Origin of the sequence: Pseudomonas sp. GCEP-101 (assembly GCF_025133575.1) — a bacterium.
Classification (GTDB): Bacteria; Pseudomonadota; Gammaproteobacteria; order Pseudomonadales; family Pseudomonadaceae; genus Pseudomonas; species Pseudomonas nitroreducens_B.
Genome location: NZ_CP104011.1, coordinates 3,687,107 through 3,699,359 on the forward strand (window position 1 = coordinate 3,687,107; position 12,253 = coordinate 3,699,359).

A 12,253-nucleotide genomic window follows, 5' to 3' on the forward strand; every position below is an offset into this window, starting at 1 on the left:
TTCCTACAAGGGCGCGAGCGGTGGAGCGGGCGGTGGCTGTCGGTGTCTCGGGTGGCTATGCATTTCGTCGCGAAGGATTTCGCGGACGAGGTCCGCTCCTACAGGACGGGCGGCGAGCTCTTCGTAGGAGCGAGCTTGCTCGCGAACCGATCTCAGGAAACAGACGAACAAAACCCCGGCACCAGGCCGGGGTTTGGTTTTTCACCTTCTGCCAGCCCGCAGGCTACTGCGCGCGCGCCATCAGCCCCGCCGCCTGTCGCATGCGGTTGATGTACTGCGCCACCTCGCGCTCGGCATCGAAGCGGGTGAAGTAGGGGCCTTCCAGCGTCCCCTCGCGGGTGGAAAAGAAGTACTGGCCGTTGACCGCGCTGATGCGGTCGCTGCGGTAATGAGTGCCTGCCTGATCGTCGCCGGCCCGTTGTCCCAACATACGCTGCCCTCCCTCATCAAAAGGCTCAATTAAATCGAGTGTATGCCGCAAAGCCCCGCCGCGCCGGGGCTGGAGAGGAATGGCGACGAACGGCAAGCCGTCGTTTCAGGCGTGCAACACCTGCCGGCCGGCTCGGGCGGCGTCTTGGCTATGCTCAGTGTCCCGGCGGCGGTCGCCGCCAAACAGGGTCCTGGCGAGAATGGTGTTTTGGTTATAAGAAAATCAAAATATATTCTTTTTATTGCGGAAAGACCTTGTGCATAGTGGCTACCAACACGAACAAGGAGAGACCCATGAGCTTGCGACTTGGCGACATCGCCCCCGACTTCGAACAGGAATCCAGCGAAGGCCGCATCCGTTTCCATGAATGGCTGGGCAACAGCTGGGGCGTCCTGTTCTCCCACCCGGCCGACTTCACCCCGGTGTGCACCACCGAGCTGGGCCTGACCGCCAAGCTCAAGGACCAGTTCGCCGCCAAGGGCGTCAAGGTCATCGCTCTGTCCGTCGACCCGGTGGACTCCCACCTGAAGTGGATCGACGACATCAACGAGACCCAGAACACCGTGGTCAATTTTCCGATCATCGCCGACGCCGACCGCAAGGTGTCCGAGCTGTACGACCTGATCCACCCGAACGCCAACGACACCCTGACGGTGCGTTCGCTGTTCGTCATCGACCCGAACAAGAAGGTGCGCCTGACCATCACCTACCCGGCGAGCACCGGGCGCAACTTCAACGAGATCCTGCGCGTCATCGACTCGCTGCAGCTCACCGACAACCACAAGGTCGCAACGCCCGGCAACTGGCAGGACGGCGACGACGTGGTGATCGTGCCCTCGCTCAAGGACGAGGAAGAGATCAAGCAGCGCTTCCCCAAAGGCTATCGTGCGATCAAGCCCTACCTGCGCCTGACGCCGCAACCGAACAAGTGACTCTCCGCTCCCCATCCGGGGAGTCACCGTACGAGCAAACCTCGAGCGGAAATCGGGCCGGTCCGCCGGCCCATTTTTTATCCTTCATGCGCGGACCACGCCGCGCTTTTTTATTCAAGATCTGACTTGCCCGCCAAACGGGAAGAAGACGCAAGCCCCGCCAAGGAGAAGACCATGGGTCATTCCACCTGGCGCCGCAGCCTGGCCGTCGCTCTTCTCGCGAGCCTGCCGATCGGCGCCTACAACAGCCCCGCCAACGCCGCCGACGCGCCCAAGGAAGTGCGGCTGGACTACGCCTACTACGCCCCCACCAGCCTGGTGCTCAAGCACTTCGGCTATCTAGAAAAAGCTCTCAAGCCGCAGGGCACCGAAGTGCGCTGGGTGTTCAGCCAGGGCAGCAACCGTTCGCTGGAATACCTCAACGCCGGCAGCACCGACTTCGCCTCCACCGCGGGCCTGGCCGCCGTGCTCAGCCGCGCCAATGGCAGCCCGCTGAAGACCGTGTACATCGCCAGCCGCCCGGAATGGACGGCGCTGGTGGTGCCCAAGGATTCCCCGCTCAAGTCCGTCGCCGATCTGAAAGGCAAGAAGATCGCCGCCACCAAGGGCACCGACCCCTACCTGTTCCTGCTGCGCAGCCTGCAGCAGGCAGGGCTGGACAAGAACGACGTGGAGATCGTCCACCTGCAGCACCCGGACGGCCGCGCCGCGCTGGAGCAGGGCAGGGTGGACGCCTGGGCCGGCCTCGATCCGCACATGGCCGCCAGCGAGCTGCAGGCCGGTTCGCGCCTGCTGTACCGCAACGTCGACTTCAACAGTTACGGCGTGCTCAGCGTCACCGAGAAATTCGAGCAGGAGCAGCCGGCCCTGATCAAACAGGTCATCGCCGCCTATGAAGAGGCGCGCCAGTGGGCCGTGGCCCACCCGGAGGAGACCGCCAAGCTGCTGGCCGAGGAAGCCAAGCTGCCGCTGGAAGTGGCCAAGCTGCAACTCTCGCGCACCGACTTCAGCAAGCCGCTGCCGGGGGCGGAGCAGGTCGCCGCGCTCAAGGCCGCCGCACCGATCCTGCTGGACGAACAACTGGTGCGTCCGGGCACCGACGTCACCGCCGTGGTCGATCAGTTGATCGCCCCGCAACTGGCCGGCGAAGTGATCGGCAAACCCGCCGTCGCCAAGGCGGGGCAATAATCCATGCCCTCCCAGAGCCTGCGCCTGGCCCGCCAGCGTCGTGCATTGCCACTGCGCTGGCCGCGGCTGGGCTGGCGCGCCTGGCTGGTGCCGTTGATCCTCTGCGCGGCACTGGAATTCTCCGTGCGCGTCGGCTGGCTCGCCGAGCACCAGATGCCGGCGCCCAGCAGCGTCGCGCTGACGCTGTGGCAACTGGCCCAGGGTGAGCTGTGGAAACACGTCGCCGCCAGCCTGGCGCGGGTGGCGGCCGGCTTCTTCATCGGCGCGGCGGCCGCCGTGCTGATCGGCACCTGGGTGGGCCTGAGCCAGCGCGCCGAGGCCTATCTTGAACCTACCTTCCAGGCGCTGCGGGCCATCCCCAGCCTGGCCTGGGTGCCCCTGCTGCTGCTCTGGCTGGGCATCGACGAAACCCCGAAGATCGTGCTGATCGCCCTGGGCGCCTTCTTCCCCGTCTACCTGTCGCTGGTGGCCGGCGTGCGCAACGTCGACCGCAAGTGGGTGGAACTGGGCCGGCTGTATCACCTGTCGCCTTTCGCCCTGGTGCGGCGCATCCTCCTGCCGGCAGCGCTGCCGAGCCTGTTCACCGGCCTGCGCGGCGCGCTGAGCCTGAGCTGGATGTTCCTCGTCGCCGCCGAACTGATCGCCGCTACCCGCGGCCTGGGCTACCTGCTCAGCGATGGCCGGGAAACCTCGCGGCCGGACATCGTCATCGCCGCCATCCTGGTGCTGGCGGTGCTGGGCAAGCTCAGCGACAGCCTGCTCAAGGCGCTGGAACAGCGTACGCTGGCCTGGCGCGACACCTTTGCCGGCAACGGAGAGAGCCGATGAGCGCCCTGTTGGAGCTGCGGGATATCCGCAAGAGTTTCTCCGGCGTGCGTGTGCTGGATGACGTCAGCCTGAGCCTGGCGCCGGGCGAAGTGGTCAGCCTGCTCGGCCCCAGTGGCTGTGGAAAAAGCACCCTGCTGCGCATCGCCGCCGGGCTGGACGACGAGTTCGCCGGCTCCCTGGAACGCAACCCGCTGCTGGGCTTCGGCCCGGACGGCGACACCGGCCGCGGCGGTGGCGGCATCGGCGTGGTGTTCCAGGAACCGCGCCTGCTGCCCTGGCTGACCGTGGCGCAGAACATCGGCTTCGCCGACGGCTGGCTGGCCGACGACCACCGCATCGAACACCTGCTGCGCGACGTGGGGCTGGAAGGCAAGGGCGGCCTGCTGCCCAAGCAGCTCTCCGGCGGCATGGCCCAGCGCGCGGCCATCGCCCGCGGCCTCTACGGCCGGCCGCAGGTCCTGCTGCTGGACGAACCCTTCAGCGCGGTGGACGCCTTCACCCGCATCCGCCTGCAGGACCTGATCCAGCAATTGGCGCTGGACTACGACATCAGCATTTTGCTGGTCACCCATGACCTCGACGAAGCCTTCTACCTCAGCGATCGCGTCCTGCTGCTGGGCGGCACCCCCAGCCGCCTGCGCCGCGAGTTCCCCGTGCCGCTGCCGCGTCCGCGCGACCGCCGCGCCGTGGAGCTGGCCTTCCTGCGCGGCGAAGCACTGACCGAGCTGCACCAGTCCCACGTCATCTGACCTTCACCTCCCTGTAGGAGCGAGCTTGCTCGCGAACGCTCTTCGGTAACCCGCCGTGAAGCGGTTCGCGAGCAAGCTCGCTCCTACGTTAAAAACAAAATCGCATAACTAAATGAATAAATACCATTTATTGGAATATGCGAAGGGCTGTTAAGGTCTATGCACATTGGTTAGCAGCGCGGCATTTGTACCGCTCTGATCGTTATAAGGAAGCGTGCAGATGTATGTAGTCACCCTTGCCGGCAGCCCGAGCCAGCGTTCCCGTTCCGGTGTCCTCCTGGACATCGCGCGGAACTGGCTGCACGCCCGCGGCGCCGAGGTGCGCTCGTACAGCGTGCGCGACTTCCCCGCCGAGGACCTGCTGCATGCGCGCTTCGACAGCCCGCGCGTGGTCGAGCTGATCGAGCAGGTGCTGCGCGCCGACGGCGTGGTGATTTCCACTCCGGTGTACAAGGCGTCCATCGCCGGTGCGCTGAAGGTGATTCTCGACCTGCTGCCGGAGCGCGCGCTGGCACACAAGGTGGTGCTGCCCCTGGCCACCGGCGGCAGCAACGCCCACATGCTGGCGGTGGACTACGCGCTCAAGCCCGTCCTCGCCGCGTTGAAGGCCCAGGAAACCCTGCACGGCGTGTTCGCCGAGGAGAGCCAGGTGCACTACCCCGAGGGCACAACCCCGGCGCGCCTGGAATCGACCCTCGAACACCGCCTGCTGGACTCCCTGGAGCAGTTCCACAGCGCCCTGGCGCGACGACCGAAACCCATCGACCCGAACCTGCTCAACGAGCGGCTGCTCAACGCCCGCTGGAGCATCTGACCGACCAACCAACGCCGCGAACGCCAAGCCCCAACCCGGCAGGCGCCCGCTGCGTCAAACACGAACAGGCCCTCACCGTCCCGCCAACGGGACCGCAGGTCCGGCAAGCACACTCGATAAAGGAGCACTCCCATGCGGACCCTCACTTTGCGCAGTGGACTGGCGGCCCTGCTGATCGCGGCCCTGTCCTACAACGCCCAGGCAGATGAACAACCCGGTACCCTGCGTATCGGCTACCAGAAGTACGGCACCCTGGTGCTGCTCAAGGCCCGCGGCACGCTGGAAAAGCGCCTGGCCGAGCAGGGCGTCAAGGTGCAATGGACCGAATTCCCCGGCGGCCCGCAGCTGCTGGAAGGCCTGAACGTCGGCAGCATCGACTTCGGCGTCACTGGCGAAACCCCGCCGGTCTTCGCCCAGGCCGCTGGCGCCGATCTGGTCTACGTCGCCCACGAACCGCCGGCGCCCACCAGCGAAGCGATCCTGCTGCCCAAGGATTCGCCGATCAAATCCGTGGCCGAGCTCAAGGGCAAGAAGGTTGCCCTGAACAAGGGCTCCAACGTGCACTACCTGCTGGTGCGCGCCCTGGAAAAGGCCGGCCTGAAGTACACCGACATCCAGCCCGTGTACCTGCCGCCGGCCGACGCCCGCGCCGCCTTCGAGCGCGGCAGCGTGGATGCCTGGGTCATCTGGGACCCGTACCAGGCCGCCGCCGAGAAGCAGCTCTCCGCCCGCACCCTGGTGGATGGCACCGGCCTTGTGGATAACCACCAGTTCTATCTGGCGACCCGTCCCTACGCGAACAACCACCCGCAGGTGATCACCACCTTGATCGACGAAGTGCGTTCGGTGGGCCAGTGGTCGCAGCAGAACCCGCAGCAGGTCACCGACCAGGTCGCGCCGCTGCTCGGCCTGCCGGCGGACATCACCTTCACCGCGGTGAAACGCCAGGGCTACGGCGCCCAGCCGATCACCCCGGAAGTGACCGCCGCGCAGCAGAAGATCGCCGACACCTTCACCGACCTGAAGCTGATTCCCAAGAAGCTGAGCATCAAGGACGTGGTCTGGACGGCCCCGGCCAAGGTGGCCGCCGCCCAGTGACACACCTGTAGGAGCGAGCTTGCTCGCGAACCCGCCCAGCTCCAGCGCTGCCGGGAAATCCGTTCGCGAGCAAGCTCGCTCCTACAAAAAAGCGCTTAGAAACACCCGAATCCCATCATCGCGCGGCTACGCCACGCCGGCGCGCTTATCTGGAGTTACTGCGATGAGTCTCAACATCTTCTGGTTCCTGCCGACCCACGGCGACGGCCATTACCTGGGCACCGCCGAAGGCGCCCGCGCCGTGGACCACGGTTATCTGCAACAGGTCGCCCAGGCCGCCGACCGCCTCGGTTTCGGTGGTGTGCTGATCCCCACCGGCCGCTCCTGCGAGGATTCCTGGCTGGTTGCCGCCTCGCTGATCCCGGTGACCCAGCGTCTGAAATTCCTGGTCGCGCTGCGCCCGGGCATCATTTCCCCGACCGTGGCTGCCCGCCAGGCCGCAACCCTCGACCGGCTCTCCGGTGGGCGCGCGCTGTTCAACCTGGTGACCGGCGGTGACCCGGACGAGCTGGCCGGCGACGGCCTGCACCTGAGCCACGCCGAGCGCTACGAAGCCTCGGTCGAATTCACCCGTATCTGGCGCCGCGTACTGGAAGGCGAGACCGTCGACTACGACGGCAAGCACCTGCAGGTGAAGGGCGCCAAGCTGCTCTACCCGCCGATCCAGCAACCGCGCCCGCCGCTGTATTTCGGTGGCTCCTCCGATGCCGCCCAGGACCTGGCGGCCGAGCAGGTCGAGCTGTACCTGACCTGGGGCGAGCCGCCGGCCGCCGTCGCCGAGAAGATCGCCCAGGTGCGCGAGAAGGCTGCCAAGCAGGGCCGCACGGTGCGCTTCGGCATCCGCCTGCACGTGATCGTCCGCGAGACCAACGAGGAAGCCTGGCAAGCCGCCGACCGCCTGATCTCCCACCTGGACGACGACACCATCGCCCGCGCCCAGGCCTCGCTGGCGCGCTTCGATTCCGTCGGCCAGCAACGCATGGCCGCCCTGCACGGTGGCAACAAGGACAACCTGGAAGTCAGCCCCAACCTCTGGGCCGGTGTCGGCCTGGTGCGGGGCGGCGCCGGCACCGCGCTGGTGGGCGATGGCCCGACCGTGGCGGCCCGCGTGAAGGAGTACGCGGACCTGGGGATCGACACCTTCATCTTCTCCGGCTACCCGCACCTGGAAGAGTCCTACCGGGTCGCCGAACTGCTGTTCCCGCACCTGGACCTGGCCCAGGCGCAGCAACCGCAGGCGCGCGGCTACGTCAGCCCGTTCGGCGAGATGGTCGCCAACGACATCCTGCCCAAGGCCGCTTCGGCGAGCTGAAACCCTGGGGCGGATAACGCTGGCGCGTGATGCGCCCGACGTAGCGACGAAGAATCCGGAGAATTGAGATGAGCGTTACCAACAACCTTGCCCAGCGCCTCGCGCCCTGGGCCCTGCCGGTGGGCCTGGTGGTCATCTGGCAGCTCGCGGTGGAATTCGGCTGGCTGTCCAGCCGCATCCTGCCCGCGCCCAGCGCCGTGGCCGAGGCCGGCTACCACCTGGTGGTCAGCGGCGAGCTCTGGCAGCACCTGGCGATCAGCACCTGGCGCGCCGCCGTCGGCTTCCTCATCGGCGGCAGCATCGGCCTGGCCCTGGGCCTGATCACCGGCCTGTCGACGTGGGGCGAGCGTTTCCTCGACAGCTCGGTGCAGATGATCCGCAACGTGCCGCACCTGGCGCTGATCCCGCTGGTGATCCTGTGGTTCGGCATCGACGAGTCGGCGAAGATCTTCCTGGTCGCTCTCGGCACGCTGTTCCCGATCTACCTCAACACCTACCACGGCATCCGCAACATCGATCCGGGCCTGCTGGAAATGTCGCGCAGCTACGGGCTGTCCGGCTTCGCCCTGTTCCGCCAGGTGATCCTGCCCGGTGCGCTGCCCTCGATCCTGGTGGGCGTGCGCTTCGCCCTGGGCTTCATGTGGCTGACCCTGATCGTCGCCGAGACCATCTCCGCCAACTCCGGCATCGGTTACCTGGCGATGAACGCCCGCGAGTTCCTGCAGACCGACGTGGTGGTGCTGGCGATCCTGCTCTACGCCGTGCTCGGCAAACTGGCCGACCTCGCCGCCCGCGGCCTGGAACGCATCTGGCTGCGCTGGCACCCCGCCTATCAGGTCAAGGGAGGTGCGGCATGAACGCGGTGAACAACCTGCCCCAGCAACTCAAGAAAGGCATCCCGCTGGCACTGGAAAACGTGCGCAAGCGCTTCGGCGAACGCGAGGTGCTCAAGGGCATCGAACTGCGGATTCCCGCCGGCCAGTTCGTCGCCATCGTCGGTCGCAGCGGCTGCGGCAAGAGCACGCTGCTGCGCCTGCTGGCCGGCCTGGATGAAGCCAGCGAAGGCCAACTGCTGGCTGGCTCCGCGCCGCTGGACAGCGCCCGTGAAGAGACTCGCCTGATGTTCCAGGACTCGCGTCTGCTGCCCTGGAAGCGGGTGATCGACAACGTCGGCCTGGGCCTGAAGGGCGATTGGCGCCCCAAGGCGCTGGACGCTTTGGCGGCGGTGGGCCTCTCCGACCGTGCCAACGAATGGCCGGCGGGCTTGTCCGGTGGCCAGAAGCAGCGCGTGGCCCTGGCCCGTGCGCTGATCCACCAGCCGCGCCTGCTGCTGCTCGACGAGCCGCTGGGCGCGCTGGATGCCCTGACCCGCATCGAGATGCAGCAACTGATCGAGAACCTCTGGCGGCAGCATGGTTTCACCGTGCTGCTGGTCACCCACGACGTCAGCGAGGCCGTGGCCATCGCCGACCGGGTGATCCTCATCGAGGACGGCGAGATCGGCCTGGACCTCAACGTCGAACTGCACCGGCCGCGCGCCCGTGGCTCGGCCCGCCTGGCCGCGCTGGAAGCCGAAGTGCTCGAACGCGTGTTGTCGCTGCCGGCCCAACCGCCGGAGCCGGAACCTGTTTCCCCACTGCCCACGCAACTGCGCTGGGCGCTCTGACCCCACAGTGAACCCCCGATTCTCCCAAGGAGCTACGCCATGACCATCAAAGCCATCAACGTCCGCAACCAGTTCAAAGGCACCATCAAGGAAATCGTCGAAGGCGATGTGCTGTCGGAAATCGACGTGCAGACCGCGGCCGGTATCGTCACCTCGGTCATCACCACCCGTTCCGTGAAGGAACTGGAGCTGACCATCGGCAGCGAAGTGATCGCCTTCGTGAAATCCACCGAGGTTTCCATCGCCAAGCTGTGAATACGGCGCTGGACGAGGCGGGCAGTCCGGCGACGGGCTGCCCGTTTTCTTTTGCGGATATGGCGTCGGGCTGGCCCTTGTAGGAGCGAGCTTGCTCGCGAACCGCCCGAGCCCCGGCGTCAGTCACGTTCGCGAGCAAGCTCGCTCCTACAGGGGAGGCGCTCCCACATGAAATCCTGTGCGTGGGCTTGCCCTCACCCTAACCCTGGCTACGCGCCCCGCTCCGAAGGGAGAGGGGACCGTACGGTGCAGGATGAAGCGACAGCGTCAGCCGGCACGATCTGCTCCCTCTCCCTCTGGGAGAGGGCTGGGGTGAGGGGAATGCACCTGCACGGTTTTCCCGGCGAAATGCCCTTGCTCCTGCAAGATCCCATCCCGTGCGGCGGCACTATATAGAGCAATTGCTCTACCTCCCCTAGACTCCGCTCAAACCAACAAGAGAACGGAGTCCCCATGTCCCTGAGTCCCTCTGCCTTCGCGTTGCTCGGCCTGGTCGCCTGGACCGTGCTGCTGGTCCTGCTAGTGGTCAACCAGCGCGGCCTCCTGGTGATGTCCGGGCGCATGAAGGTGAATGCCTTCGCCGCCGACGGCAGCACCACGCCGGGCGCCTTCGGCCAGCGCGTGGTGCGCGCCCACGCCAACTGCGTGGAGAACGTGCCGCTGTTCTGCGCCGTGCTGCTCTACGCCATGGTCACCCAGCAGACGCTGATCACCGACCCGCTGGCGCCGACCCTGCTGGTGGCGCGCATCGTCCAGTCGCTGGTGCATCTGCTCAGCACCTCGGCGCTGGCGGTCTGGGTGCGTTTCGCGGCCTTCTTCGTCCAGCTGATCATCCTGATCTGGTGGCTGCTGCGCCTGTCCACCCTGGTGTGATCCGCCGCGACGCGTGCAGCTGGGCGAACGACCGGAACAGTTGCGCCGCGCAACTGTTCCTATGGGGCGATACCGCCATGACTTAGCATGGCGGACCGCACACGCGTCGAGGCTCTCATGCACGTTTCATCCGGCCGCTGGCAGTTCGGCCTGTTCCTGGCACTGGTCACCGCCGTCCTCTGGGGCATCCTGCCGATCAAGCTCAAGGAGGTCCTGAAGGTCATGGACCCGATCACCGTCACCTGGTTTCGCCTGGTGGTGTCCGGTGGCCTGCTGCTGATCTACCTGGCCTTCACCCGCCAGCTGCCGCGCTTCGCGCCACTGGGCTCACGCGGCATGGGCCTGGTGCTGGCGGCCATCCTCGGCCTGACCGGCAACTATGTGTGCTACCTGATCGGCCTGCGCATGCTCACGCCGGGCACCACGCAGCTGGTCATCCAGATCGCGCCGATCCTCCTGCTGCTGGGCAGCCTGTTCGTCTTCAAGGAGAGCTTCAGCGTCGGCCAGGCCCTTGGGCTCGCGGTGCTGATCGCCGGCTTCGGGCTGTTCTTCAACCAGCGCCTGGCCGAGCTGTTCGGCTCCCTCGGCGAATACACCACCGGCGTGCTGATCGTGGTCTTCGCCGCCTTCATCTGGACCTTCTACGGCCTGGCGCAGAAGCAATTGCTGACGCAGTGGACGTCCGGGCAGGTGATGATGGTGATCTACCTGGGCTGCGGCGCGCTGCTCACGCCCTGGGCGCATCCGCTGGAGGCGCTGGACCTGTCGCCGTTGCAAGGCTGGCTGTTGCTGGCCTGCTGCCTGAACACCCTGGTGGCCTATGGCGCCTTCGCCGAGGCGCTGGCGCACTGGGAAGCCTCGCGGGTCAGCGCGACCCTGGCGATCACGCCGCTGGTGACCTTCGCCTCGGTGGCGCTGGCCGCCTCGCTGTGGCCCGACTTCGTGCGCCCGGAAGACCTCAACGGCCTGGCCTATGTCGGCGCGCTGCTGGTGGTCGTCGGCTCGGCGCTCACCGCCCTGGCGCCATCGCTGCTGCGCAGCTACCGGGCGCGCCGGGCACGCATCGCCAACGTCTGAATCCCCTGCCAGGGGAAGCAGGTCATTGGCCGTAGGAGCGAGCTTGCTCGCGAACCCGCGCGGCAGCGGTGCCGGCCGGAAAACCTGTTCGCGAGCAAGCTCGCTCCTACAGGCTGCCCTGGCAGGCTCACCACCCACGAAAACGGGCGCCCGAAGGCGCCCGTTTCAGCTGGCAAAGCGAGCCGTGGATCAGGCCTGGGCCGGACGCACCGCGCGGTAGGCCAGCGCGCCGATCACGCCGCCCAGCAGCGGGCCGACCCAGAACAGCCAGACCTGCTTCATGAACAGCGGGTCGGCGAAGATCGCCACGCCCAGGCTGCGCGCCGGGTTCACCGAGGTGTTGTCGATCGGGATGCTGATCAGGTGGATCAGCGTCAGGGCCAGGCCGATGGCGATCGGCGCGAAACCGGCCGGGGCCAGCTTGCTGTCGGTGGCGCCCATGATCACGAACAGGAAGAACGCGGTCAGCAGCATTTCGGTGGCCAGTGCGGCCTGCATCGAATAGCCGCCCGGCGAGCCTTCGCCGAAGCCGTTGGCGGCAAAGCCGGCGAGGGCGTCGAAGCCCGGCTTGCCGCTGGCGATGCAGAACAGGGCTGCGCCGGCGAGGATGCCGCCGATCACCTGGGCGAGGATGTAGGGGAGCAGGTCACGACCGTTGAAGCGGCCACCGGCCCACAGGCCGAGGCTGACGGCGGGGTTGAGGTGGCAACCGGAGATCGGGCCGATGGCGTAGGCCATGGTCACGACGGTCAGGCCGAACGCCAGGGACACACCCAGCGTACCGATTCCCTGGGCCGCGAAGATGGCGCTGCCGCAACCACCGAACACCAGCCAGAACGTGCCGATCATTTCGGCGGAAAGTTTGCGAAGCATGCTGCCTCCAAGGCAAGACGAACCCCGGATTGGGGCGAGGGCATGCTAGGGAAGTCGCATTGGGGCCGGTTGTAGGTGTTTTCCCAAGGTGCCGGGAAACCCTTCTGAAGGCGCAGGCCATGGCTATGAAAAGCTCGGCGGACAAGGCCTTGGGCATC

The 12,253-nt window shown here is 66.7% G+C and carries 14 protein-coding genes; 12 read left to right on the plus strand and 2 right to left on the minus strand.

Translation table 11 applies throughout. From position 1 onward, the window contains the following. Positions 1-223: 223 nt before the first annotated feature. On the minus strand, positions 224-430 hold the full coding sequence (locus N0B71_RS16930) for a DUF6316 family protein (protein ID WP_259753802.1): 207 nt from the start codon (positions 428-430) through the stop codon (positions 224-226). A 293-nt stretch (positions 431-723) separates the two neighbouring features. Here N0B71_RS16930 and N0B71_RS16935 point away from each other — a divergent pair, with 293 nt between their 5' ends. From N0B71_RS16935 to N0B71_RS16990, 12 genes are all read left to right on the plus strand, one after another. Further along, positions 724-1,362 carry a peroxiredoxin gene (locus N0B71_RS16935; protein ID WP_017517643.1) on the plus strand — a complete coding sequence of 213 codons (639 nt, stop codon included), beginning with the start codon at positions 724-726 and terminating at the stop codon, positions 1,360-1,362. 174 nt (positions 1,363-1,536) lie between these two features. Beyond that, a complete protein-coding gene (locus tag N0B71_RS16940; RefSeq protein WP_259753804.1) occupies positions 1,537-2,550 on the plus strand; it encodes an aliphatic sulfonate ABC transporter substrate-binding protein in 1,014 nt (337 codons plus the stop codon). Positions 2,551-2,553: 3 nt separating this feature from the next. Beyond that, positions 2,554-3,378 (plus strand): ABC transporter permease, encoded by an 825-nt coding sequence (locus N0B71_RS16945; RefSeq protein WP_259753805.1) that lies wholly within the window; start codon positions 2,554-2,556, stop codon positions 3,376-3,378. Further along, on the plus strand, positions 3,375-4,127 hold the full coding sequence (locus tag N0B71_RS16950) for an ABC transporter ATP-binding protein (RefSeq protein WP_259753806.1): 753 nt from the start codon (positions 3,375-3,377) through the stop codon (positions 4,125-4,127). Before N0B71_RS16945 ends, N0B71_RS16950 begins: the two co-directional genes overlap by 4 nt. Positions 4,128-4,347: 220 nt before the next feature. Beyond that, complete coding sequence (gene ssuE / locus N0B71_RS16955) at positions 4,348-4,941, plus strand: NADPH-dependent FMN reductase (RefSeq protein WP_259753807.1); 594 nt, start codon at positions 4,348-4,350, stop codon at positions 4,939-4,941. Between the two features lie 132 nt (positions 4,942-5,073). Next, positions 5,074-6,039 carry a sulfonate ABC transporter substrate-binding protein gene (locus N0B71_RS16960; protein ID WP_259753809.1) on the plus strand — a complete coding sequence of 322 codons (966 nt, stop codon included), beginning with the start codon at positions 5,074-5,076 and terminating at the stop codon, positions 6,037-6,039. 163 nt (positions 6,040-6,202) lie between these two features. Then, positions 6,203-7,351 (plus strand): FMNH2-dependent alkanesulfonate monooxygenase, encoded by a 1,149-nt coding sequence (gene ssuD, locus N0B71_RS16965; RefSeq protein ID WP_259753810.1) that lies wholly within the window; start codon positions 6,203-6,205, stop codon positions 7,349-7,351. A 68-nt stretch (positions 7,352-7,419) separates the two neighbouring features. Beyond that, complete coding sequence (gene ssuC / locus N0B71_RS16970; RefSeq protein WP_259753811.1) at positions 7,420-8,208, plus strand: aliphatic sulfonate ABC transporter permease SsuC; 789 nt, start codon at positions 7,420-7,422, stop codon at positions 8,206-8,208. Continuing rightward, on the plus strand, positions 8,205-9,017 hold the full coding sequence (gene ssuB, locus N0B71_RS16975) for an aliphatic sulfonates ABC transporter ATP-binding protein (protein ID WP_259753812.1): 813 nt from the start codon (positions 8,205-8,207) through the stop codon (positions 9,015-9,017). Before ssuC ends, ssuB begins: the two co-directional genes overlap by 4 nt. A 39-nt stretch (positions 9,018-9,056) precedes the next feature. After that, the gene (locus tag N0B71_RS16980) at positions 9,057-9,272 is read left to right on the plus strand and encodes a TOBE domain-containing protein (protein ID WP_259753814.1); all 216 of its coding nucleotides are present in this window, start codon (positions 9,057-9,059) and stop codon (positions 9,270-9,272) included. Between the two features lie 453 nt (positions 9,273-9,725). Then, positions 9,726-10,145, plus strand: coding sequence for an MAPEG family protein (locus N0B71_RS16985; RefSeq protein WP_259753815.1), 420 nt, complete (start codon positions 9,726-9,728; stop codon positions 10,143-10,145). A gap of 117 nt (positions 10,146-10,262) precedes the next feature. Beyond that, a complete protein-coding gene (locus tag N0B71_RS16990; protein WP_259753816.1) occupies positions 10,263-11,222 on the plus strand; it encodes a DMT family transporter in 960 nt (319 codons plus the stop codon). Positions 11,223-11,411: 189 nt separating this feature from the next. Here N0B71_RS16990 and aqpZ read toward each other — a convergent pair whose 3' ends face one another. Further along, positions 11,412-12,095, minus strand: coding sequence for an aquaporin Z (gene aqpZ / locus N0B71_RS16995; RefSeq protein ID WP_259753817.1), 684 nt, complete (start codon positions 12,093-12,095; stop codon positions 11,412-11,414). Between the last annotated feature and the right edge of the window lie 158 nt (positions 12,096-12,253).